At 70.9% G+C, this 22,947-nt stretch carries 16 protein-coding genes and 1 tRNA gene; 6 read left to right on the top strand and 11 right to left on the bottom strand.

Going from position 1 to position 22,947, the window contains the following annotated elements; genetic code table 11:
* The first annotated feature begins 223 nt into the window (after nucleotides 1–223).
* The gene (locus MTQ01_RS10555) at nucleotides 224–1,741 is read left to right on the top strand and encodes an MFS transporter (RefSeq protein ID WP_247488910.1); all 1,518 of its coding nucleotides are present in this window, start codon (nucleotides 224–226) and stop codon (nucleotides 1,739–1,741) included.
* Between the two features lie 15 nt (nucleotides 1,742–1,756).
* Nucleotides 1,757–2,302 (top strand): TetR/AcrR family transcriptional regulator, encoded by a 546-nt coding sequence (locus MTQ01_RS10550; RefSeq protein WP_247488908.1) that lies wholly within the window; start codon nucleotides 1,757–1,759, stop codon nucleotides 2,300–2,302.
* A gap of 208 nt (nucleotides 2,303–2,510) precedes the next feature.
* On the opposite strand, the gene MTQ01_RS10545 is transcribed toward MTQ01_RS10550, so the two are convergent.
* Together MTQ01_RS10545 and polA are read right to left on the bottom strand one after the other, a co-directional pair.
* The gene (locus tag MTQ01_RS10545) at nucleotides 2,511–3,959 is read right to left on the bottom strand and encodes a lytic murein transglycosylase (protein ID WP_247488906.1); all 1,449 of its coding nucleotides are present in this window, start codon (nucleotides 3,957–3,959) and stop codon (nucleotides 2,511–2,513) included.
* Between the two features lie 362 nt (nucleotides 3,960–4,321).
* Nucleotides 4,322–7,045, bottom strand: a complete 2,724-nt coding sequence (gene polA, locus MTQ01_RS10540; protein WP_247488904.1) for a DNA polymerase I — start codon at nucleotides 7,043–7,045, stop codon at nucleotides 4,322–4,324.
* 122 nt (nucleotides 7,046–7,167) lie between these two features.
* On the opposite strand from polA, the gene MTQ01_RS10535 reads away from it, so the two are divergent.
* A complete protein-coding gene (locus tag MTQ01_RS10535; protein ID WP_247488902.1) occupies nucleotides 7,168–9,471 on the top strand; it encodes an FdhF/YdeP family oxidoreductase in 2,304 nt (767 codons plus the stop codon).
* Between the two features lie 75 nt (nucleotides 9,472–9,546).
* A complete protein-coding gene (locus MTQ01_RS10530) occupies nucleotides 9,547–10,011 on the top strand; it encodes a PaaI family thioesterase (protein ID WP_247488899.1) in 465 nt (154 codons plus the stop codon).
* Between the two features lie 174 nt (nucleotides 10,012–10,185).
* Here MTQ01_RS10530 and MTQ01_RS10525 read toward each other — a convergent pair whose 3' ends face one another.
* From MTQ01_RS10525 to MTQ01_RS10500, 6 genes are all read right to left on the bottom strand, one after another.
* Nucleotides 10,186–10,950, bottom strand: coding sequence for an ABC transporter ATP-binding protein (locus MTQ01_RS10525; RefSeq protein ID WP_247488897.1), 765 nt, complete (start codon nucleotides 10,948–10,950; stop codon nucleotides 10,186–10,188).
* The gene (locus MTQ01_RS10520) at nucleotides 10,947–11,963 is read right to left on the bottom strand and encodes an ABC transporter ATP-binding protein (protein WP_247488895.1); all 1,017 of its coding nucleotides are present in this window, start codon (nucleotides 11,961–11,963) and stop codon (nucleotides 10,947–10,949) included. The genes MTQ01_RS10525 and MTQ01_RS10520 overlap by 4 nt, the downstream gene beginning before the upstream one ends.
* Nucleotides 11,960–13,315, bottom strand: coding sequence for a branched-chain amino acid ABC transporter permease (locus MTQ01_RS10515; protein ID WP_247488893.1), 1,356 nt, complete (start codon nucleotides 13,313–13,315; stop codon nucleotides 11,960–11,962). The genes MTQ01_RS10520 and MTQ01_RS10515 overlap by 4 nt, the downstream gene beginning before the upstream one ends.
* Nucleotides 13,312–14,235 (bottom strand): branched-chain amino acid ABC transporter permease, encoded by a 924-nt coding sequence (locus MTQ01_RS10510; RefSeq protein ID WP_247488891.1) that lies wholly within the window; start codon nucleotides 14,233–14,235, stop codon nucleotides 13,312–13,314. Before MTQ01_RS10510 ends, MTQ01_RS10515 begins: the two co-directional genes overlap by 4 nt.
* A 183-nt stretch (nucleotides 14,236–14,418) precedes the next feature.
* The gene (locus MTQ01_RS10505) at nucleotides 14,419–15,549 is read right to left on the bottom strand and encodes a branched-chain amino acid ABC transporter substrate-binding protein (RefSeq protein ID WP_247488889.1); all 1,131 of its coding nucleotides are present in this window, start codon (nucleotides 15,547–15,549) and stop codon (nucleotides 14,419–14,421) included.
* 409 nt (nucleotides 15,550–15,958) lie between these two features.
* Entirely contained in the window at nucleotides 15,959–16,621 is a 663-nt protein-coding gene (locus MTQ01_RS10500) for an ANTAR domain-containing response regulator (RefSeq protein ID WP_216815036.1), read from the bottom strand.
* A 101-nt stretch (nucleotides 16,622–16,722) separates the two neighbouring features.
* On the opposite strand from MTQ01_RS10500, the gene MTQ01_RS10495 reads away from it, so the two are divergent.
* A tRNA-Leu gene (locus MTQ01_RS10495) sits at nucleotides 16,723–16,795 on the top strand.
* A gap of 184 nt (nucleotides 16,796–16,979) precedes the next feature.
* On the opposite strand, the gene pyk is transcribed toward MTQ01_RS10495, so the two are convergent.
* From pyk to MTQ01_RS10480, 3 genes are all read right to left on the bottom strand, one after another.
* Nucleotides 16,980–18,422, bottom strand: a complete 1,443-nt coding sequence (gene pyk / locus MTQ01_RS10490; RefSeq protein WP_247488886.1) for a pyruvate kinase — start codon at nucleotides 18,420–18,422, stop codon at nucleotides 16,980–16,982.
* A gap of 311 nt (nucleotides 18,423–18,733) precedes the next feature.
* Nucleotides 18,734–21,265, bottom strand: a complete 2,532-nt coding sequence (pepN, locus tag MTQ01_RS10485; RefSeq protein WP_247488884.1) for an aminopeptidase N — start codon at nucleotides 21,263–21,265, stop codon at nucleotides 18,734–18,736.
* 203 nt (nucleotides 21,266–21,468) lie between these two features.
* Complete coding sequence (locus MTQ01_RS10480) at nucleotides 21,469–21,813, bottom strand: chorismate mutase (protein WP_247488882.1); 345 nt, start codon at nucleotides 21,811–21,813, stop codon at nucleotides 21,469–21,471.
* Nucleotides 21,814–21,976: 163 nt separating this feature from the next.
* Here MTQ01_RS10480 and MTQ01_RS10475 point away from each other — a divergent pair, with 163 nt between their 5' ends.
* Nucleotides 21,977–22,888, top strand: coding sequence for a hypothetical protein (locus MTQ01_RS10475; protein ID WP_247488880.1), 912 nt, complete (start codon nucleotides 21,977–21,979; stop codon nucleotides 22,886–22,888).
* Nucleotides 22,889–22,947: the final 59 nt, after the last annotated feature.

Here is a 22,947-nt window from a genome sequence, read left to right as displayed (position 1 = left end):
GTCGCGCCCGTCCACCGTGTGATCTCGCACGATGCGATCCCCCGCCCGCCAACAGGTGCTGTCCGACGCTGCCCGAGCGGGCGGTGCCGCCCCTCCGAGCGAGCGGTGGCGACAGCGACACGAGCCCGTAACTGTACCTTCCGTAAGGTAAAGTTACGGGTCCAACCGGCCTGCCCGGCCCGGCTGCCCTGGCAGGCCCGGCTGCCCGAAGAGACGCGCGGAGATGATTTTGAGTACGAGGCGGCGCTGGTCGCTGCTCACGGTGGTGAGTGCGGGACTGCTGTTGATCACGCTGGACAATTCCATCCTGTACGCCGCGTTGCCGACGCTGGTGGAGGACCTCGGAGCGAGCAGTTCGGAGGGCCTGTGGATCATCAACGCCTATCCGGTGGTGATGGCAGGGCTGCTGCTGGGCAGCGGGACGCTGGGAGACCGAGTGGGTCACCGGCGGATGTTCCTGATCGGCCTGGTGGTCTTCGGGACCGCCTCGCTGGCCGCCGCGTTCTCGTCGAGCCCGGAGGCGCTGATCGCAGCGCGGGCGTTCCTGGCGGTGGGGGCGGCGGCGATGATGCCCGCCACCCTGGCCCTGATCCGTGTCACGTTCGACGACGAACGCGAGCGCAACATCGCCATCGCCGTCTGGGGAAGCCTCGCCCTCGTGGGCAGCGCGCTGGGCCCGATCGTCAGCGGCATCCTGCTCAACAGCTTCTGGTGGGGGTCGGTCTTCCTCATCAATGTGCCGGTCGTCATCGTGACGATCATCGCCACTTTCGCCCTCGCGCCCGCCAACGATGCCGATGCCTCCAAGCGTTGGGACCTGCTCTCCTCACTGCTCGCGCTCGTCGCCCTGGTCGGCCTGGTGATCGCGATCAAGGAGACCGCGAAGACCGGCCCGGCCCCGCTCGTCGTGGCCGCCGCTCTCCTGGCGGCCGCAGTGGGCGGATGGGCGTTCACCGTGCGACAGCGCCGTCTGCCCCACCCGCTGCTGGACTTCGCGATCTTCCGCAACCCGGCGTTCCTCGCCGGCGTCCTGGCCGCCGGGCTGTCCATGTTCGCCATCGCCGGCATCCAGTTGGCGACCACCCAGCGCTTCCAACTCGTGGAAGGTTTCACGCCCCTGCGCGCGGGGCTGCTGGTCGCCGCCATCGCCCTGGGAGCTCTGCCGACGGCCATGGTCGGAGGCGCGATCCTGCACCGGGTCGGTCTGCTGCCCATCGTCGCGGGCGGCCTCGCCCTCGCCGCTGCCGGCACCGCGGTGGTTCTGGCCGGCTTCGACACGAGCACAGGGCTGCTGGTGACCGGCCTGCTGATCACCGGAGCCGGGCTCGGGGCTGCGATGGCCGTCGCCTCCAGTGCGATCATGGGCAATGTGCCGGCTCGCCGGGCCGGCATGGCGTCCTCAATCGAGGAGGTCTCCTACGAGTTCGGCAGTCTCATCGCGGTCGCCCTCCTGGGCAGCCTCCTGACCGCCGTCTACAGCGCGACCGTCGAACTGCCCGCCGGGGTGCCGGACTCGGCGCGCGACAGCCTCGACGCCGCACTCGCCCTCGGCAAGGACTACCCCTCGCTGGTCACCGCCGCCTCCAACGCGTTCGACAACGCGTACTTCGTCGTAACGGTCGTGGTCGCCGCCGTGACAGCCGTCGGCGCGATCGCCACGGCCCTGCTGCTGCGCCGCCACGGCCCCGGATCAGCCCTGACCGCCGCCGCGCACACGACCAACGCCCCAGCGCACCACTGACCGACCGGAGCACCCATGCGGACCAGCAAACGAACCCAGATCCTCGAAGCGGCCGCCCGCGTCGTCGAGCGCGAGGGCATCAAGAGCGTCACCTTCGACTCCGTCGCCTCCGAGGCCGGCCTGACCAAGGGTGGCCTCCTCTACCACTTCGCCTCCCGCAACGACCTGGTGCAGGCCATCCACCAACACCTCGCCGATCAGTGGGAATCGAGCCTGGCCGCGGCAGCGGGAAAACCCGCAGCCGAAGCCACCGCCGCCGAACGGCTCACCGCCTACATCCGCGTCGCCACCCAGAGCGCCACCCGGGCCGAGCTGCTGTTCATGCTGGAAGGATCGACGACCGACGAACACGCGGCTCCCGGCAACGCGGTGATCGAGCGCTGGGCGCCGCCCCCCGCCCCGACCACCGACGACCCCGCGACTCTCGACAGATTCGTCGCCCGACTGGCCGCCGACGGACTGTGGCTGTACGAATCCCTCACGGCTGAAAGCCTCGACCCCGACCTCCGGCAGGCCGTCGCCCAACGCATTGACGCCACCCTGCACCGCGACGGCGACTGACCGCTCCCCCGTACGACCCGGCTCGTGTCCCGCCGGACCGCGAAGCCCTGCCGGACTTCTCTGGCAGCCGGGCCGGAGGTACGGCGGCGACCCGGCCGGGTGCACGGCCCGTCGTTGCGATCCTCGCCGGGCCCGCGACACCCGGCACACGCGTGTGCCGCGTGCACCGGACGTCGCTCCCCGTCCGGCAATCTCCGAACGACAGACCCTAGTTCCGGCGCAGCAACGCGGCCCGGTCGGTGCCCTTGGCCGCTCCGCCGCCTCCGCCGGAGCCGTCGTCCTCGCCGCCCTCGTCCGGGTCGCCCCCGCTCGGCGAGGGGTTCGGCTGCTGCGGAGCGCCGCTCTCCTCCTCGGAGGGGTCCTCCGGATCGCACGGGTCCTGCGGGTCGTCCGGGTCCTCGGGCTCGTCCGGATTCTCCGGGTCCTCGGGCTCGTCCGGGTTGTCGGTCTCGGAGGGCGAGGGGGTGGGAGTGGGCGACTGTGTCTCGGTGGGGCTGGGGCTGCCGGTCGGCGACGGATCGGAGGGCGAGGGAGTGGGAGTGCCGGTGGGGCACTCCGTCGGCTCGTCCGTGGGCGAGGGAGTCGGCTCTCCGGTCGGCCCGTCCGTGGGTCCGTCCGTCGGGCCGTCCGTGGGCCCGTCCGTCGGCGAAGGGGTGGGGCTGGGGTCGTCGGTGCCGGTGGGGCTGGGCGTGGCCGTGGGGCTGGTCGATCCCGTGGGAGAAGGAGTCGGCCGCTGGGTCGGCTTCTCGGGCTTGCCGGGGCGCTCGGGCGCACCGGGCTTGTCGGGCCGCTGGCCCACCGGCTTCGGCGATGCGGGCCTCGACGGGTTGCCCGCACCCGGGGAGTCGGGCAACGTGCCCTTCCCGTCCGGCACTTCGTGGGTGCCCTTGCGGTAGAACTCCAGCCACGACAGCACCGTGCGCAGATAGTCCCGCGAACGGTTGTAGCTGAGAATCGCGCGCTCCAGGTCCGCCGCTCGGGAGAGGTCGCGGCCGTCGGCGCACAGATAACGGGCTGCGGCGAGCGCGGCGTCGTGGATGTTGTTGGGGTCGGACACACCGTCGCCGTTGCCGTCGGCTCCCCAACTCGCCCAGGTCGAGGGTATGAACTGCATCGGGCCTACGGCACGGTCGAAACGATTGTCGCCGTCGAAGGCTCCGCCGTCGGTGTCCTTGATCAGGGCGAAGCCGTTGCCGTCGAGGACCGGGCCGCGGATGGGACGCAGGGTGTTGCCGTCGCTGTCGAGCGCGCCGCCGCGGGCCTGCCCGGACTCCACCCGCCCGATGGCGGCGAGGAGCTCCCAGGGGAGGTTGCAGCCGGGGCGCTCGGCGGCGAGCTTCTTCTCGGCGTTGCGGTACGCCGTGAGCACGGTGGCGGGGATGCCCGCGGCACCGGCACCTGCACGGTCCGGACCGCTGCCGCCCGGACCGTCCTTGCCGTCGGGTATCTCCGGGCTGTCGAGCGGCGGAAGCTCGGTGTGGTACGGCGAGTTGCCGTCGGCGGAGGTGCGCTCGTCTGTTGCGGGCTCCTCCGCCCCGGACCCCGGTGCGCCGATCTCCACCCCCGGCGCCTGCGAGGCGGTGAGCGCCACCATCGCGGCGGCCGCGACCGCGGTCGCGGTCATTCCGGTACGAAGCCTTCGCCTGCCAACTGCCATGGGGCGCCCCCTCCTTGGCCATGCTGCCGACGCGGTCCGGTGATCGCGCCGACTTGCGAGCGAGCCTACGACATGCGTCCGACAACGAGGACCGGAACGTCCCGCGACGTCCGCTCCGCCAGCCTCCGAACCGTCAACGGCCCGCCCGGGGACGGGAGATCGACGGCGCACCCCGCCCGCGCCACCGCACACCTCCCGCACGCAGGCACAACCCAAGCCCGGCACCGCCCAAGCCCCGCACCGCGCACCGAACGCAGCGACAGGTGGCCGGCGGTACCGAACACCGCGACACCGGTCCCGGCAGGAGCGGAACGCCGTGCCGGAGCCCGCGGTGGGTGCTCCGGCACGGCGGCGGCCTGCGCTCAGTGCGCGGCGGACTCCCAGTCGGCGCCGACGCCCACCGACACGTCCAGCGGCGCGCTGAGCGAGACCGCTCCGGCCATCTCCCGGCGCACCAGCTCCTCCACGGCGGACCGCTCCCCCGCGGCGATCTCCAGCACGATCTCGTCGTGGACCTGGAGCAGCAGACGGGAGTCGAGCCGCTCCGCGGTGAGCGCCTCCTGCACGCGGAGCATGGCGAGCTTGACGATGTCGGCGGCGGTGCCCTGGATCGGGGCGTTGAGCGCCATCCGCTCGGCCATCTCGCGACGTTGGCGGTTGTCGCTGGTCAGATCGGGGAGGTAGCGGCGGCGGCCGAGCATGGTCTGGGTGTATCCGACCGCTCTGGCCTCCTCCACGGCGTGCTGGAGGTAGTCGCGCACTCCACCGAACCGCTCGAAGTAGGTGTCCATCAGCCGGCGTGCCTCGTCCGTGCCGATGCTGAGCTGCTGGGAGAGGCCGAACGCCGAGAGCCCGTACGCCAGTCCGTAGCTCATCGCCTTGATCTTGCGCCGCATCTCGGCGTCGACCTGGTCCTCGGGCACCGAGAAGACCTGCGAGGCGACCGTGGTGTGCAGGTCCTCGCCGGAGGTGAACGCCTCGATCAGGCCCTTGTCCTGGGAGAGATGGGCCATCACCCGCAGCTCGATCTGGCTGTAGTCGGCGGTCATCAGCGATTCGTAGCCGCTGCCGACGACGAAGGCGCGACGGATGGCACGGCCCTCGTCGGTGCGGACCGGGACGTTCTGGAGGTTGGGCTCGGTGGAGGAGAGCCGACCGGTCGCGGCGACCGTCTGGCTGAACGTGGTGTGGATACGGCCGTCGTCGCCGACGGTCTTGATCAGACCCTCCACCGTGGTGCGCAGCTTGGACTGCTCGCGGTGGCGCAGCATCAGGACCGGCAGCTCGTGCTCGGTCTGCCCGGCCAGCCACTGCAGCGCGTCGGCGTCGGTGGTGTATCCGGTCTTGGTCTTCTTCGTCTTCGGCAGCTCCAACTCGCCGAAGAGCACCTCCTGGAGCTGCTTGGGAGAGCCGAGGTTGAACTCCCGCCCGACCGAGGCGTGCGCCTGGCGCACCGCTTCCTGCACGGCGTCGGCGAACTGCTGCTCCAGCGAGCGCAGCCACTCCACGTCGGCGGCGATACCGGCGCGCTCCATCGCGGCCAGCACCGTCGAGGTGGGCAGCTCCATGTCGTGCAGCAGATCCGCCGCCCCGACCTCGGCCAGCCGCTCGCTGAACGCCCCGCCCAGATCGAGCACCGTGCGCGCCTGGCCCATCAGCACGTCGGCCTGGGCCTCCTCCTCCGCGCCCAGCGCCAACTGGCCCTCCGCCTGGGAGGTCTGGGGCAGCTCGCGGCCGAGGAACTCGGTGCTCAGCGTCTCCAGCGCGAAGGACCGCCGACCGGGCTGGACGAGATAGGCGGCGAGGGCGGTGTCCATGGTGATGCCCGAGGGCCGCCAGCCGTGCTCGGCGAACGCACGCTGCACCGCCTTGGCGTTGTGCAGGACCTTGGCACTGCCGCTGTCCGCGCACCAGGCGGCGAACGCCGACTCGTCCTCGGCGCTCAGCTGGGTCGGGTCGAACCAGGCCGCGGGCCCCTCAGCGGTGGCGAGCGCCACCTCGGTGACCGCGCCCGCGCCCAGGCGCCAGCTGTCCACGCTCATCAGACCAAGCGGTCCGGTGCCGAACTCGCCCAGCCAGCCGACCAGCTCGCCGGGCTCCAGCACCCGGCCCTCGATCTCCACACCCGCGGCCGGCGGGGCGTCCGCCTGCTCGGCGGCGCCCGGGTCGACCGCGAACAGCCGCTCCCGGAAGTTGGCGTGGCGGAACTCCAGCGAGTCCAGCAGGCCCCGCACCGCGTCCAGGTCGTACGGGACCCGCTCCAGCTCCAGCGGGCCGCAGGGCAGCTCGACGTCCTTGACCATCTCGGTCAGCCGGCGGTTGCGCCTGACCGACTCCAGATGGTCGCGGAGGTTCTGGCCCGCCTTGCCCTTGACCTCCTCGGCCCGCTCGACCAGCTCGGCGAAGGAACCGAACTGGTTGATCCACTTGGTGGCCGTCTTCTCGCCGACGCCGGGGATGCCGGGGAGGTTGTCCGACGGGTCGCCGCGCAGCGCCGCGAAGTCCGGGTACTGGGCGGGGGTCAGACCGTACTTCTCGTGCACCTTCTCCGGGGTGAAGCGGGTCAGCTCGGACACGCCCTTGGTCGGGTAGAGCACGGTGGTGTGCTCGGACACCAGCTGGAAGGCGTCGCGGTCGCCGGTGACGATCGAGACCTCGAACCCCTCGGCCTCGGCCTGCGCGGTCAGCGTGGCGATGACGTCGTCCGCCTCGAAGCCGTCGACGGCGAAGCGGCGCACGCCCATCGCGTCCAGCAGCTCGCCGATCAGCTCGACCTGCCCGCGGAACTCGTCCGGCGTCTTGGAGCGGTTGGCCTTGTACTCGGGGTACTCCTCCGAGCGCCAGGTCTTTCTGGAGACGTCGAAGGCGACGGCGAAGTGGGTGGGGGCCTCGTCCCGCAGGGTGTTGGACAGCATCGAGGTGAAGCCGTACACCGCGTTGGTCTGCTGGCCCGTGGTGGTGGAGAAGTTCTCCGCGGGCAGCGCGAAGAAAGCCCGGTAGGCGAGCGAGTGCCCGTCCATGAGCAGCAGCCGCCGCACATCCGTCGGGCTCGGGGTCTGCGTCTGGTTCGATGCTGTCTTTGCCACGTCGCCGATCCTCCCACGCGCCACTGACAACCCGGTCCGCGCAGCGGCCGGCTCGCTCGCGGGACCGCGTCGCGGCAGCCGCGAACCGCCCCCGCGCCAGGGCCCGGTGGCAGGATGGAGGCATGAGCAGCGACAGGCGCAAGGCACCCGAGACAGACCCCGTCCAGGACGCACCGCGGGTCGGCTCACCCCAGCGGGCGGCGGCGGGACTGCCCGCCGTCGGCCACGCACTGCGGATCGGCGAGCAGCAGATGGGTGTCAGGCGGACCGCGCTCACGCTGCTGCGCGTCAACCAGAAGGACGGCTTCGACTGTCCCGGCTGCGCCTGGCCCGAGGACGACAAGCGGCACACCGCCGAGTTCTGCGAGAACGGCGCCAAGGCCGTCGCGGAGGAGGCCACCACTCGGCGTGTCACCGACGGTTTCTTCGCCGAGCACTCGGTCGCAGACCTCGCCGAGCGCTCGGGCTACTGGCTCGGTCAGCAGGGCCGGCTGACCTCTCCGATGCTGCTCGCCGAGGGCGCCGACCACTACGAACCGATCGGCTGGGACCGCGCGTTGCGGCTGATCGCCGACGAACTGCGCGCGCTGGACTCGCCGGACGAGGCGGTCTTCTACACCTCCGGCCGCACCAGCAACGAGGCCGCCTTCCTCTACCAGCTCTTCGCCCGGGAGTTCGGCACCAACAACCTGCCGGACTGCAGCAACATGTGCCACGAGTCCTCCGGTTCGGCGCTCTCGGAGACCATCGGGGTCGGCAAGGGCAGCGTCCTGCTGGAGGACCTGTACCGGGCCGAGTTGATCATTGTGGCCGGCCAGAACCCCGGCACCAACCACCCCAGGATGCTCACCGCGCTGGAGAAGGCCAAGCGCGCCGGCGCCCGGATCATCACCGTCAACCCGCTGCCCGAGGCGGGCATGGAGCGCTTCAGGAACCCGCAGAACCCGCGCGGCCTCCTCGGCCGGGGCACGGCGCTCACGGACCTCTTCCTCCAGATCCGTCTCGGCGGCGACCAGGCCCTCTTCCGGATGCTGAACAAGCTGGTGCTGGACGCGCCGGACGCCGTGGACCGGGAGTTCGTGGCCGAACACACCCTGGGGTACGAGGAGTTCGCAGCACAGGCGGCGGAGACCGACTGGGCGCAGACCCTCCGGGCCACCGGGCTCCGGCGCGCCGAGATCGAGGCGGCGGCGGAGATGGTGCTCGCCTCGCGCCGGACGGTGGTGTGCTGGGCGATGGGTCTCACCCAGCACAAGCACTCCGTCCCCACCATCCGGGAGATCGTCAACCTCCTGCTGCTGCGCGGCGACATCGGCCGTCCGGGCTCGGGGGTCTGCCCGGTGCGCGGCCACAGCAACGTCCAGGGCGACCGCACGATGGGCATCTTCGAACGCCCGGCGCCCGCTCTGCTGGACGCGCTGCAGCGGGAGTTCGGGTTCGAGCCGCCGCGCGAGCACGGGTACGACACGGTCCGGGCGATCCGGGCGCTGCGGGACGGCGAGGCGAAGGTCTTCCTCGCCATGGGCGGCAACTTCGTGGCGGCCTCGCCCGACACCGCGGTGACCGAGGCGGCGATGCGCCGTGCGCGGCTGACGGTGCACGTCTCGACCAAGCTGAACCGCTCGCACGTGGTGACCGGCGCGCGCGCACTGATCCTGCCGACCCTGGGCCGCACCGAGCGCGACACCCAGCGGGCCGGCGACCAGGTCGTCACCGTCGAGGACTCGATGGGCATGGTGCACGCCTCACGCGGACGGCTCGCCCCGGCGTCCGCGGAGCTGCTCTCCGAGCCGGCGATCGTCGCACGGCTGGCGCGTCTGGTACTCGGCGCCGAAAGCAGGACGCCGTGGGAGGAGTTCGAGGCGGACTACGCCGCGATCCGGGACCGCATCGCGCGCGTCATCCCCGGCTTCGAGGACTTCAACGCACGGATCGCGGTGCCCGGCGGCTTCACCCTGCCGCACGCCCCGCGCGACGAGCGCCGCTTCCCCACCCCCAGCGGCAAGGCGCACTTCACCGCCGCCTCCGTGGAGTTTCCGCGGGTGCCGCAGGGTGCGCTGCTGCTCCAGACGATCCGCTCGCACGACCAGTACAACACCACGATCTACGGCCTGGACGACCGCTACCGCGGTGTCCGCGGCGGCCGCCGGGTCGTGCTGGTCCACCCCGAGGACGCGCGCGAACAGGGCGTCGAGGACGGCTCGTACGTCGATCTGACCAGCGAGTGGCACGACGGCAGCACGCGTACCGCCCCCGGCTTCCGCGTCGTCCACTACCCGACCGCGCGGGGCTGCGCCGCCGCGTACTACCCGGAGACCAACGTGCTGGTGCCGCTGGACTCCACCGCGGACACCAGCAACACCCCGACCAGCAAGTCCGTCGTCGTACGCCTCACCCCTGCCCGGCCGGGGGCCGACGGCCAGTGATAGGACGGTGCCCGGACACACCAGGCACCGCCGCCCACCGCCACGGGCGCGGGCACGCGAGGGGAGACGACAGCCATGGGTGAGAGAGCCGCCACGCGCTTTTCCGACGAGGTACTGGAGCAGTGGGCCGAGGTCGGCGTCGATCTGCCCGCCCTCTTCTCCGCCGGAGCGCTCGGCAGGCGGATGGGCGTCGAGGTGCTGGAGGCGGACGCGGAGCGGGTCGTCGGCGTCATGCCGGTGGAGGGCAACACCCAGCCGTACGGACTGCTGCACGGCGGCGCCTCGGCGGTGCTGGCCGAGACCCTCGGTTCGGTCGGGGCGATGCTGCACGGCGGCCCGGGGAGGGTGGCGGTCGGAGTCGACCTCAACTGCACGCACCACAGGGGGCTTTCCTCGGGCCGGGTGACCGGTACCGCCACCCCGGTGCACCGCGGCCGCAGCACGGCGACGTACGAGATCGTTCTCACCGAGGAGACCGGGAAGCGGGTCTGCACCGCGAGGCTGACCTGCCTGCTGCGCGACGCGCCCAAGCAGGACTGAGCCCCGGCGGCAGGGCTGAGTCCCCGAAGCAGGGCTGTGCCCCCGCCCGCGGCGGGACCGAGCCCCGCGGCACCCGCCCGGCCGCGCCCGCGGGTGCGGCCGGGCAGGGGCACACACGGCGCAGGCCGGCACCCGAATCCGGGTACCGGCCTGCGTCCTGCTCCGGGGCTGTCGCTACGCGCCCTCGCCCAGGTACGCCGCGCGCACCCGGGGGTCGGCGAGCAGCGAGGACGCCTCGTCGGCCATCGCGACCTCACCGGTCTCCAACACATAGCCGCGGTCGGCCAGTTGGAGCGCCTGGGAGGCGTTCTGCTCGACCAGCAGCACCGTGGTGCCCTGCTCGTTGATCTCCTTGAGGATGTCGAAGATCTGGCGCACGATGAGCGGCGCGAGGCCCATCGACGGCTCGTCCAGCAGCAGCAGTTCGGGCTTGCCCATCAGCGCTCGGCCGATGGCGAGCATCTGCTGCTCACCGCCGGAGAGTGTGCCGCCGAGCTGGGTGCGCCGCTCCTTGAGCCGGGGAAAGAGGGTGTAGACCCGGTCCATCTCCTCCCGGTCGGGGGACTTGAAGCGGTACGCCCCCATCTCCAGGTTCTCCTTGACCGTCATGCGCGGGAACACCCGCCGGCCCTCGGGGACATGGCCGATGCCGAACTGCACCAGATCGTGTGACTTGATGCCGTCGACGCGCTCGCCGTGCAGGAGGACCTGGCCCTCGCGGGGGGCCAGCATGCCGGAGGCGGCACGGAGCGTGGTCGACTTGCCGGCGCCGTTGGCACCGAGCAGAGCGACGACCTCGCCCTCGTACACCTTGACGTTGATGCCCTTCAGCGCCTCGATGGCGCCGTAGTACACACGCAGGTCGCGGAGTTCGAGCAGCGGGGTGCCGGTGCGCTCCGAGCCCGCGGGCTCCTTCTTCAGATCAGCGGCGCCACTCATGCCCGCTCCTCCCCAGACTGCTTCTCGCCGTCCTCGGTACCGGTGGACGGGGTGCCGGCGTCCGGCTGGTCGGAGGCGCCCGGCCCCTTCGGCGAGCCGGGGTCCTCCGGCGCGCGCTCGGCGGCGTGCTCCTCCTGCTCGGCGACCATTTCCGCGACGGCCGCGGCGTCCTCCTCGGCGACCGCGCCGAGGTAGGCCTCCACCACCGCCGGGTCCTGCTGGACCTCGGTGGGGCTGCCCTCGGCGATCTTCTTGCCGAAGTTCAGCACCATCACGCGGTCGGCGACGGACATGACCAAGCGCATGTCGTGCTCGATCAGCAGCACGCTGACGCCCAGGTCGCGGTTGATGCGGCGGATCAGCTGCTCCAGCTCCAGCTTCTCCGTCGGGTTGGTGCCGGCGGCGGGCTCGTCCAGCAGCAGCACCTGCGGGTCGGTCGCCAGCGCCCGGGCGATCTCCAGCCTGCGCTGGTCGCCGTAGGAGAGCGCGCCGGCCAGCTCGTTGAGCTTGTCGACCAGACCGACGAAGGAGAGCACCTCGTGCGCCTTGCGGTCGCTCTCCTGCTCGGCACGGCGTGCGTTCGGCAGGCCCAGCATGATCGAGACCGGCCCGGCCTTCAGCCGGGTCTCGGCCGCGATCTTCACGTTCTCCAGTGCGGTGAGCGCGCCGAAGAGGCGGATGTTCTGGAAGGTGCGGGCGACCCCGAGCCGGCTGACCAGGTGCGGCTTGCACCCGCGCAGCTCGTGCTCGCCACCGCTCTCGGGCCGGTAGCTGATCCGGCCCTCCTGCGGAACGTACGCCCCGGTGAGGGAGTTGAACAGCGAGGTCTTGCCGGCGCCGTTCGGGCCGATGACGGCCAGCACCTCGCCGCGCACCATCCGCAGCTCGACGTCGTTCAGGCTGGTGACGCCGCCGAAGCGCAGCGTCACGCCCGAGGCGTCCAGTACGAGGTCGCCGTCGGCCACCGCGCCACCGGCCCTGCCCGCCTTGCTCTTGCCAAGGTCTGTGGTCATGAGTGCTTGCCTCCCGTCCCGGTAGCCTCGGCTTCGACGCTGCCCGTTTCGGCCATCTTGAGCTCACGCTGTCTGCGCCTGGAGGGGATCACGCCCTGCGGCCGGTAGATCATCATGATCACCAGCAGCGCGCCCAGGTACATGTGGCGGTCCTTGGGGTCCACGTAGTCCCGCAGGAACTCCGGCAGCCACACCAGGAACGCCGCACCGAAGATCACGCCGGGCAGCGAGCCCATACCGCCGAAGATCACATAGGCGAGGACGAGGATCGACAGCAGGATGACGAAGTTCTCGGAGTTGATGTAGCCGACCTTGCTCGCGTAGGCCACACCCGCCAGACCGGAGGTCGAGGCACCGATCGCGAAGGCCATCAGCTTGTAGCGGACGGTGTCCACGCCGGTGGAGGCCGCCGCGATCTCGTCCTCGCGGACCGCGGTCCAGGCACGGCCGACCTTGGAGTGCTCCAGCCGGACGAAGAGGAAGACCGTGATGGCCGCGAAGGCCAACAGCACCCAGTAGAAGGGCATCTGGTCGACGATGCGGAACTCGTAGCCGCCGATCTCCCAGCGGTCGACCTTGACGCCGCTGGTGCCACCGGTGACGTCGTTGAGGTTCTTGGCCGTGAGGTAGACGATCTCGTGGAAGCCGAGCGTCACGATGGCCAGATAGTCGCCGCGCAGCCTCAACGTCGGTGCGCCGAGCAGCAGTCCGGCGACCAGGCAGGTGATGACCGCCAGCGGGATCACCGCGAAGTTGTTCAGCTCGATCGGCGGGGCGACGGGCAGGGCGCCCGTCCAGTACGCCGCGCTGTACGCGCCGATGGCGAAGAAGGCGATGAAGCCGAGGTCGAGCATGCCCGCCCAGCCGATCACCACGTTCAGGCCGATGGCGACCAGCACGAAGATCATCACCTGGTCGACCAGCACGGTCTGCCAGTACCGGTCGAGACCCATCGGGCCCCAGACCGCGAGGGCCGCCGCCGCGGCCATCAGTGCCCAGCGGATCTTGGGCTGTCCGGCGAGCAGCTGCTTGAACTGGCCGAGGGGGCCGTCGAAGACAGTGCCCTTGGTCTTCCTCGCCGTGGCGCCGGCCTGCTTGACCGGCTCGGAGAAGAACTCCCGGGCGACCCAGATCAGCAGCGCGATCCCGACGTAGACCCAGAGGCCGACGCCGGTGAAGTTCTCCTTGATCGCGTAGAACGGGTCGCTGTTGGTGCCCTGGACGCCGGTGACCATCGCCAGGAGCAGCGCGAGTGCGAGCAGACCGCCCAGCCGCTGCCAGCGCGGCTCCTGGTACCAGCGCACCTGCCGCAGCCGCTTGGCCGCCTGGGCGTTCATCGTCTGGTTGCTCATGCCGTCCTCCCCAGACGCTCACCGAGAAGACCGGTCGGACGGAACATCAGGACCAGGACCAGTACGGCGAACCCGGCCACGTACCGCCAGTCGTCGCCCCAGAAGAAGACGGTCATGGTCTCGACGATGCCCAGCAGCAGTCCGCCGAGCATCGCGCCGCGGACGTTGCCGATACCACCGAGCACGGCCGCGGCGAACGCCGTGATTCCGGGCAGGAAGCCCATGGTGTAGACGACCTTGCTGTTCACACCGAAGAGGAAGCCCGCCGCGCCGCCGAGCAGACCGCCGATGACGAAGGTGCGGGAGACGACCTTGTCGATGTTGACGCCCATCAGCGACGCCACCTCGGGGTCCTGCGCGACCGCGCGGATGCCCGAGCCCAGCTTGGTGCGGTTCACCACGTAGTCGAGGCCGACCATCATGGCCACCGCGGAGAAGACGATCAGCAGGTGGGTGGTCTTGATGTCGGTGTCGAAGAGCGTGAAGACCGTCTCGTTGGCGTACATCTGCGGCATCGAGATCGAGCTGCGGTCGAAGAGCTTGCCCGCGAGGTTGTAGAGGAAGAAGCTCGCACCGATCGCGGTGATCAGAAAGACCAGCCGTGGCGCGTTGTGTCTGCGCAGTGGTCTGTAGGCGACTTTCTCCAACCCGTAGGCGACCGCGGCTCCCAGTGCGGCTCCGGCCGCCATGCCGAATGCCACGTAGAGCACCGACTGCATTCCGGACGGATTGACCACGGGGGTCCAGGCGGTGAGCGCGAGGACTCCGCCGAAACCGCCGAACATGAAGACTTCGCTGTGTGCGAAGTTCAGAAGCTGGAGCACACCGTAGACGAGGGTGTACCCGATGGCGATGACGGCGTAGAGACAGCCGAGCACCACCCCTAGGACGAGATAGCCCCAGAGCTCGTTAAGGGACATCGAACTGACTTCCTTGTGGGAAAAGAAGGTCGCGGCCCGCGTGCGTGCGGATTGCGACCTGGGGGAAGCGTGCGGACCGGAGCCGGGATGGACGCGTGAGGGGACAGCGAAATCCGGAGCGGAGACACGGAACCGGCGCGGCGCGTCGCTGCGCCGCGCCGGTCATGTGGGCAGAGCCCTGGGTCAGCCCTTGGTCAGATCGTCGATGCTGCCCTCGTACTCGATCGTCTTGCCGTTGACCTCGTACATGTAGACGGTCTGGTTCTGGAACTCACCCTTGTCGTCGAAGGAGAACTCCTTGGTGAGGCCCTTGTACTTGGTCTTCTTCAGGGCCTCGAGCAGCGTGTCCGAGCTGATCTCGTCGAGCTCGGCCATCTCCGAGATGATCATCTTGGTGACGTCGTAGGACTCGGCCGAGTAGGTGCCCGGAGCGCGCTTGAACTTCTTCTCGTACTTGTCGGCGAACGCCTTGGTGGCGTCCTCCTCGTTCGGGTCGGTGCAGGGGCAGGTCAGCTTCCAGCCGTCCGCCGATCCACCGGCCAGCTTGACGAACTGGGCGTCGTTGGTGCCGTCGCCCGACATCTTGATGCCGTCGAAGCCGGCCTCGTCGAGCTTCTTGGCGAAGGGGCCCGCGTCCTCGTAGTAACCCGCGTAGATCATGGCGTCGGCCTTGGTGTTCGCCACGCGCTTGGCGGCGGCACTGTAGTCCGGCGTCTTCTGCGGGGTGGACTGGCGCTGGGCCTTGACGCCGGCCTTCTTCAGCTCGGCGATCGCGACGTCGGCGAGGCCGACACCGTAGTCGGTCTTGTCGTCGACGACGACGACGCTCTTGGCGCCCTCGGAGGCGAGGTACTTCGCCATTCCGGCGCCCTGGGCGGAGTCGTTGGGGACGGCGCGCAGGAAGGAGCTGTAGCCCTTCGTCGTCAGGTCCGCACGGGTCGCGGAGGAGGAGACCGCCGGGACGCCCTCCTCCGCGTAGAACTCGGCGGCGGTGTCGGCGGGTCCGGAGAAGGCCGGGCCGACAACGGCGAGGACTTCCTCGGAGAGCGCTGCCTGGGCGGCGGAGGTCGCCTTGTCCGGCAGACCCATGTCGTCCGCGGCGTAGTACTCGAGCTTGAACTCGTAGTTGCCGGAGGCGTTCGCCTCGTCGATGGCGAGCTTGATGCCGTTCTCCATGTTGACGCCCAGCTGGACGTTCTCACCGGAGAGGGGCCCCTGGAAAGCGATCTTGTAAGTGCCGTCGGCAGAACCGCTGTCGTTGCCGCAGCCGGTCAGTACCAGAGCCCCCACTGCCAACGGTGCAGCTATCTTCATGAATCTCTTGTTGAGCACTGTGGAACCCCCTGGATCCAGCCCAGAACGTGGACGAACGCCGCAGAATCGGCGTTGCAGAGCCGCACGTCCGTACGGCTGGGTGGGAATCTATGTCCTGGAACACAGCTCACCTAGGGAACGGTCACAGATGTGATCCGGCTGTGACCTGTGCCATGTGCCGGAAACAGGACGGTCCTTACCGCTCACCGAACGAAACACGTGATCGACTTCGTTCGACGACAGAGCGTGACAAACCCCGCAATCCACCGCCCCGCGCACGTCATCGCGCTCCGGGACGGACCGCACCCGGTGGCACCGCGCGGCGAACCCGGCCGGACGGGCGCGCGGTTCACCGCAGCCGCACATTCGCAGTCGCTGCCCGGAAGGGCGGGCCGGGCGGCCCGGGCCGCTAGCTCTGCTTGCGGCGCTCCTCGCCGTCCTCGATGACGGCCTCGGCGACCTGGCTCATCGACAGTCGACGATCCATGGAGGTCTTCTGGATCCAGCGGAACGCGGCCGGCTCGCTCAGCCCGTACTGGGTCTGGAGCACGGACTTGGCGCGGTCCACGAGCTTGCGGGTCTCCAGCCGCTGGGAGAGGTCGGAGACCTCCTGCTCCAGCGCGCGCAGCTCGGTGAAGCGCGAGACGGCCATCTCGATCGCGGGCACCACATCGGTCTTGCTGAACGGCTTGACCAGGTACGCCATCGCGCCGGCGTCACGAGCCCGCTCCACCAACTCGCGCTGGGAGAAGGCGGTGAGCATCAGGACGGGTGCGATGGACTCCTCGGCGATCCGCTCCGCGGCCGAGATGCCGTCCAGAACGGGCATTTTCACATCGAGGATGACCAGATCCGGGCGGTGCTCGCGGGCGAGCTCGACGGCCCGCTCGCCGTCACCGGCCTCACCGACGACCGTGTAACCCTCCTCCTCCAGCATCTCCTTGAGATCGAGTCGGATCAGGGCCTCGTCCTCGGCGATGACCACCCGCGTGGTCTGCGGCGGAACGTGCGCCTCGGCACCCTGGTCGGTGTCGGCCGGCACATGGGGCTCGGGGGCGTCAGCGGCGCTCACGGGGGTTCCTCGCTCTCGGGCAGATCAGTGCTCCACGAGCCTACCTAGCTGATGTAGGTTTGAGTCACGGCGGGTAGCTGTTAGCCTTGCTTTCCAAGGAAGCCCCGGTAGCCCAGCGGTAGAGGCAATGGTCTCAAACACCATCCAGCGTGGGTTCGAATCCCACCCGGGGTACTTTTCCTTCACTTCGAAGGCAAAAACCGACGACGCTTGATCTTCGTCCCCTCTCGGGACGCCCCGTACGTCGGCTGCGGCCGTCCCGCCTTCCGGCCCGCGCCCTGAGCGCCCACTCTCCACCACTGCCCGGCCAACCGCCGTGCGCGGACGGGGAGTTGGCCGGGCAGCAGGACTCCGTGACTCAGTCGGTCCCGCCCGCGGAGTGCGGTTCGCCGAGGTGGTGCACCCGCACCAGGTTCGTCGTGCCGGACACCCCGGGGGGCGAGCCCGCCGTGATGACGATGGTGTCGCCTGCCTCACACCGGCCGATCCGCAGCAGCTGCTCGTCCACCTGCTGGACCATCTCGTCCGTGGTCGCCACCTCGGGACCGAGGAACGTCTCGACGCCCCAGGTCAGGCAGAGCTGGCCGTGCGTGGCCGGGTCCGGGGTGAAGGCGAGCACCGAGATCGGCGAACGGTAACGGGCCAGCCGGCGCGCGGTGTCGCCGCTCTGGGTGAAGGCGACCAGAAAGCGCGCCCCGAGGAAGTCCCCGATCTCCGCGGCGGCGCGGGCGACCGCGCCGCCGTGCGTACGGGGCTTGCTCTGCGCCGTCAACGGGGCGAGCCCGTGGGCGAGTTGGTCCGCCTCCGTGGCCGCGACGATACGGCTCATCGTCGCCACCGCCTCGGCCGGGTACTTGCCGATGCTCGTCTCCGCCGAGAGCATCACCGCGTCGCTGCCGTCCATCACCGCGTTGGCCACGTCGGACGCCTCCGCGCGCGTGGGACGCGAGTTGTCGACCATGGACTCCAGCATCTGCGTCGCGACGATGACCGGCTTGGCGTTCCGGCGGGCCAGCGCCACCAGCCGCTTCTGCACCGCCGGCACCGCCTCCAGCGGCATCTCGACGCCGAGGTCGCCGCGCGCGATCAGCAGTCCGTCGAAGGCGGCGAGCACCTCCTCCAGATTCTGCACGGCCTCCGGCTTCTCGATCTTCGCGAGAACCGGCCGGCGGACACCTGCCTCGTCCATCACCGTGTGCACCGCGCGGACGTCCTGCGCACTGCGCACATGGGGCATCGCGACGAGATCGAAACCGGCGCCGAGCGCCCAACGGAGGTCGTCGGCGTCCTTCTTGGTCATCGCCGGGACGCTGAGCGCGACCCCCGGCAGATTCAGCGGCTTGTGGTCGGAGACGATGCCGCCGGTGACCACCCGGGTCCTGATCCGGGGGCCCTCCACCGCGGTGACGTCCAGCACCACCCGGCCGCCGTCGACCAGGACGCGGTCCCCGGCCGAGACGTCCTCGTGCAGGGTGTGGTGCGTGGTGCCGCAGTGCGTGTGGTCGCCCCGGGTCTCCTCGGTGGTGATGGTGAACTCGTCGTCCGCGTCCAGGAGTACGGGCCCGGACTCGAAGGTGGTGAGCCTGATCCTCGGCCCCTGGAGGTCGGCGAGCGTGCCCACGGTGCGGCCCACCTCGGCCGCGGCGGCACGCAGATGCCGGTACCTGGTGTGGTGGTCGGCAAGGCTGCCGTGCGCCAGGTTGAACCTGGCGACATCGAGGCCCGCCTCGACCAGCAGCCTGATCTGCTCATAGGAATCGGTGGCCGGACCCAGGGTGCAGACGATCTTTGCTCCGCGCATGGCTGGACCCTATGACTTACCGGCTGGTAAACGGCTATCGGCAGAAGTGGCCCGGCCGTCGGGAGGCTGAAATCCGGTCGCCAACTCCCCTGTGGTCCCGTCGAGTTGGCGGGCGCGGCGAGAGACACCCCGCCCGCCGCACCCGCCCGCACGCCCGCACGCACACACGGACCAGAACCGGCCGGTCGGTCCGGACCGACCGCGGTGGACCGGCGGGAGTACCGGTGGACCTGCGGGCGTACCGGCGGACGGGCGGGCGTACAGGCGGACGGGCGGGCGTACAGGCGGACGGGCGTACAGGCGGGAAACGGTCAACTCCCGTCGGGATCCGGTCGCGAGGCGGCACGCACCCTCAACGCCCTGCCCAGATCGTCGAGTTGGTCGACGAGCTGACGCCGCAGCGCGGGTGTCGGGTCCGCCTCGCGCAGGCACCGCTCGCCGAGCGCCAGCACCTCGGGGTCGACGGCCGAGTATGGGAAGGCGAACCGGCCGGCCTGGCGGGCGAGGGTCTCGCCGCGGCTCCTCGCCAACGGCACCACCTCGGCGAAGTACCGCGCACGGTAGGGCCGGGTGAGGGCCTCCTGCCCCCGGGGCCAGAACCCGCGCACCGCTGCCGCGAAGGCGTGGTGGCTCAGGGTGCCCTCGGGGTCGAACAGCTCCTGCCAGACGCGTTCCTTGGTCTGCGGGTCGGGCAGCGCGGCACGGCAGCGCGCGGCGGCCTCCCGGCCGGACGCGCTCGGATCGGCCCGCGCCTCCTCGGCGATACGGTCCGCGCCGGCCGCACCGAGCAGGGTCAGCCGGTGCAGCACCAGCCAGCGCAGGTCGAGGTCGAGCGCGATGCCGAACGGCGTGCTCCGCCGCTCCAGCCACCGCGCGAGCATCGGGGCGTCCTCGGCGGTGGCGAGGTGGGTGCGCAGCGCGGTCAGCCGGATCTCGGGTCGGGTGTGCTCGTCGAGGAGCCGGGCGGCGAGGCGGTGCAGCCGCTCCCGGCCGGCGGGCGCCTCGCTGTCGGTGAGGTAGCGGTCGAGCACCTGGTGCAGCGCGAACTCCAGCCCGGCGGTCAGCAGGGAGTTGTTCGTCTCCCGCGGCAGATGGGCCTCCGCCAGATCCAGGTACTGGGCGGCGGGAAGCTCCGCGTCGCGCACCTGGTCCCGCACGGCGTTCCACAGGACGGCTCGGCTCAGGTCGTCGGGCACGGTGCCGAGCGCCTGCCGCACGGCGTCCCGGCCGGCCTCGTCGAAGCGGACCTTGGCCCAGGTCAGGTCGCCGTCGTTGAGCAGTACGAGGTCGGGGCGCCGCCCGCGGAGCGCGCTGGTCAGCGGACGGCCCGGTGCCAGGTCCACCTCCAGCGGCTCCCGGGGCAGGAGCCGCGCACCGGACGGCGCGGTGTCCAGGTGGTCCAGGTCGTACAGGCCGATCCGGACCCGGTGCGGCCTGCTGCCGCGGTGGTCGACGGCCAGCACCGGGCCGTCGTCCCCCTCGGTGAGGCTCGGGACGAGGGTGTCGACTCCGGTGGTGCGCAGCCAGTGGGCGGCCCAGTCGTGCACGTCCCGGTCGGTGTGCGCCGCGAGCGAGTCGAGGAAGTCGGCGAGGGTGGCGTTGCCGAAGCTGTGGCGGTTGATGTGGTGGTTGACCCCGGCGAGGAACTCCTGCGGGCCGAGCCAGGCGACGAGTTGGCGCAGCGCGGAGGCGCCCTTGGCGTAGGAGATGCCGTCGAAGTTCTGCAGGGCGGAGGCGGCGTCCGGGATCTCCTCGGGCGTCGGGGCCACCGCGTGGGTGCTCGGCCGCTGGTCGGCGTCGTAGCCCCAGGTCTTGCGGCGGATGCCGAAGTCGGGCCAGGTCTGCGTCCAGTGGGTCGCGGCGCCCACCACGTCCTCGCCCATGTACTCGGCGAAGGACTCGTTCAGCCAGATGTCGTCCCACCAGCGCAGCGTGACGAGGTCGCCGAACCACATGTGGGCCATCTCGTGGGCCAGCGTGACCGCGCGGTCCTGGCGCTGGACGTCGGTGGCGGCGGCACGGAAGACCAGATCGTCGGTGATGGTGACGAGGCCGGGGTTCTCCATGGCGCCGGCGTTGAGCTCCGGCACGAAGACCTGGTCGTAGGAGTCGAACGGGTAGGGCGCGTCGAAGAGTTGGTGGTAGTGGTCGTAGCAGCGCCGGGTGACGTCCAGCAGTTCCTCCGCGTCGGCGTCCAGATGCGGGGCGAGCGAGCGGCGCACATGCAGCCCGACCGGAAGGCCGGCGTGTTCGGTGTGCACGCCGTGGTACGGGCCGGCGGCCACCGCGAGCAGATAGGTGCTGATCGGCGGGGTGGTGGCGCTCGTCCAGCGGCGAGGGTCGGCGGGGTCGCGGACGGCGACCGAGTTCGTCAGGAAGGTCCACTCCTCGTCGGGGGTGGTGGCGCTGACGGTGAAGGTCGCCTTGAGGTCGGGCTGGTCGAAGCAGGCGTACACCGCCGGCGCCTCGGTCTGGAAGCACATCGAGTAGAGGTAGGAGCGCCCGTCGGCCGGATCGGTGAAGCGGTGCATGCCCTCGGCCGTGCCGGAGTACGGCATGTCAGCCCGTACGTGCAGGGTGTGCGGGCCGGGCGCGAGCCCGCGCAGCGCGAGCCGGCCGTCGGACAGCGCCGCGGGGTCGAGCGGGACGCCGTCCAGGCGCGCCTCGTGCAGGGTGTGCGGACGCAGCTCGACGAAGGTGTCGCCGCCGCGCAGCACGGTGAACTCCACGGTGGTGGCGGACGTGAACGTCTGCTCGCCGGTCAGGTCGAGGTCGACGGTGTAGCTGTCCGCCCGCAACTGCTCGGCGCGGGACCGGGCTTCTTCTCGGGTAAGAGTGGCCATGCGGCCATCGTGCCGCACCGCCCCGGCGGCTTCGGCACACGGTCGACCCGACCGGCGCCGACCCGGCCCTCGACCCGGCCGCCCGGCCCCGCCCTCCTGCGGCGGCAGCGTCCGCGCGGCAACTCCCGGACGCGTACGCCCACTTGGGGCGGAAGTGCCTCCTTCGGGCAGGGGCCCTCGCGGAACCCGCCGCCCGCGGGCCGCTACGGAGTGAAGCCGTCGCGGTCGCCGGGGAGCACGCCCTCCTCCGCGATGGTCTCGTGGTGGCGGATGACCTCGGCGATGATGAAGTTGAGCAGCTTCTCGGCGAAGGCCGGGTCGAGCTTGGCGTTCCCCGCCAGCTCCCGCAGCCGGGCGATCTGCCGCGATTCGCGGGCCGGGTCGGCGGGCGGCAGTTGGTGCTGCGCCTTCAGCCTGCCCACCTCCTGGGTGCACTTGAAGCGTTCGGCGAGCATGTGTACGACCGCCGCGTCGATGTTGTCGATGCTCTCGCGCAGTCGAACGAGCTCGGCCTGCGCTGCGGGGTCCGGCGTCCTGCGGGTGTTCATGTGGGTTGACTCTAGGTCCACCGCGCCCGTCGGCGGCCACATGTCCGCCTGCTGGAAGCCCGAATGTCGCCGAAGGCGCGGCGGGACGTGCCGCCCCGGGCGCCGCGCTGCCGCCGGCGTCCGCTCTACAGTGGGCGGACGGACGCGGCGAGGGGGTTGGCGGATGTCGGCGGGGCGCGGCACGGCGGACGGTGTGGAGCACGGCTTCCCCCATCTGGAGACGGTCCGTGAGGCGATCACCGCGCTCTACCGGAGGCTGTCCCACGACGGGGTGCAGCAGTACGGCTCCAGCGTCCTCCCCGCCGATGTCGCCTTCGGCCACGACGAGGAGCTGTACGCCGGAGCACAGCGGATCGCCCGCGTCATGGTGGGTCAGCTGCGGTTGCCGCAGGCGCGGATGGTGGTGGGCTTCCGGGAGATGGAGTTCGCCGCCTCGGTGGAGCTGGAGACCGGGCCCGAGTACTTCGTGGAGCTCAACTCCCGCTTCAAGGAGCACCGTCGGGACATCGGCGCGGCTCTGGCGCACGAGGTGACCCATGTCGCCCTGCACCGGCTGGGGCTGGAGTTCCCCACCACCGCCGAGAACGAGGTGCTGACCGACACCGTGGCGGCCTACCTCGGCGCGGGCTGGCTGTTGCTCGACGCCTTCCGGCAGGACGCGGTCGGCGGCCAGAAGCTCGGCTATCTGACGCCGGAGGAGTTCGGATACGTACTGGCCCGGCGCGCGCGGGTGTTCGGCGAGGACCCCGCTGTCTGGTTCACCAGCCCGCAGGCGTACGAGGCGTACGCCCGGGGGCGTGAGCTCGCCGATCGGGAGGCACGTCGGCCACCGCTGGCGGGTGCGGGCTGGGCGGCGCGGCAGCGGTACGCCGCGGACCGCGTCCGGGCCCGCTCGCGGCTGCGGCCGGGGGCGGAGTCGGTGGTCGGCGGCGACGGCTACCGCTTCGACCGTCCCGCCGCCCTGCGGGTCTCCTTCCGCTGCCCGGTCTGCGCACAGCGCCTCGGCGCTCCGGTGCGCGGGCGGGTACGGGTGCGGTGCGGGGTGTGCCGGACCGAGCTGGAGTGCGACACCTAGACCAGCGCACCACCTGACCAGCGCACCACCTGACCCGCACACCGATCGGCCGCACACCG

Origin of the sequence: Streptomyces sp. XM4193 (genome assembly GCF_023072595.1) — a bacterium.
Taxonomy (GTDB): domain Bacteria; phylum Actinomycetota; class Actinomycetes; order Streptomycetales; family Streptomycetaceae; genus Streptomyces.
The sequence above is the reverse complement of the archived record's forward strand: the minus strand, read 5'-3'. Positions and strand labels throughout refer to the sequence as shown.

Coding starts and splice junctions, on each gene's coding strand:
- MTQ01_RS10555 (WP_247488910.1), top strand. CDS start 224: ATGATTTTGAGTACGAGGCGGCGCTGGTCGCTGCTCACGGTGGTGAGT.
- MTQ01_RS10550 (WP_247488908.1), top strand. CDS start 1,757: ATGCGGACCAGCAAACGAACCCAGATCCTCGAAGCGGCCGCCCGCGTC.
- MTQ01_RS10545 (WP_247488906.1), bottom strand. CDS start 3,959: ATGGCAGTTGGCAGGCGAAGGCTTCGTACCGGAATGACCGCGACCGCG.
- MTQ01_RS10535 (WP_247488902.1), top strand. CDS start 7,168: ATGAGCAGCGACAGGCGCAAGGCACCCGAGACAGACCCCGTCCAGGAC.
- MTQ01_RS10530 (WP_247488899.1), top strand. CDS start 9,547: ATGGGTGAGAGAGCCGCCACGCGCTTTTCCGACGAGGTACTGGAGCAG.
- MTQ01_RS10525 (WP_247488897.1), bottom strand. CDS start 10,950: ATGAGTGGCGCCGCTGATCTGAAGAAGGAGCCCGCGGGCTCGGAGCGC.
- MTQ01_RS10520 (WP_247488895.1), bottom strand. CDS start 11,963: ATGACCACAGACCTTGGCAAGAGCAAGGCGGGCAGGGCCGGTGGCGCG.
- MTQ01_RS10515 (WP_247488893.1), bottom strand. CDS start 13,315: ATGAGCAACCAGACGATGAACGCCCAGGCGGCCAAGCGGCTGCGGCAG.
- MTQ01_RS10510 (WP_247488891.1), bottom strand. CDS start 14,235: ATGTCCCTTAACGAGCTCTGGGGCTATCTCGTCCTAGGGGTGGTGCTC.
- MTQ01_RS10505 (WP_247488889.1), bottom strand. CDS start 15,549: ATGAAGATAGCTGCACCGTTGGCAGTGGGGGCTCTGGTACTGACCGGC.
- pyk (WP_247488886.1), bottom strand. CDS start 18,422: ATGCGCGGAGCAAAGATCGTCTGCACCCTGGGTCCGGCCACCGATTCC.
- pepN (WP_247488884.1), bottom strand. CDS start 21,265: ATGGCCACTCTTACCCGAGAAGAAGCCCGGTCCCGCGCCGAGCAGTTG.
- MTQ01_RS10480 (WP_247488882.1), bottom strand. CDS start 21,813: ATGAACACCCGCAGGACGCCGGACCCCGCAGCGCAGGCCGAGCTCGTT.
- MTQ01_RS10475 (WP_247488880.1), top strand. CDS start 21,977: ATGTCGGCGGGGCGCGGCACGGCGGACGGTGTGGAGCACGGCTTCCCC.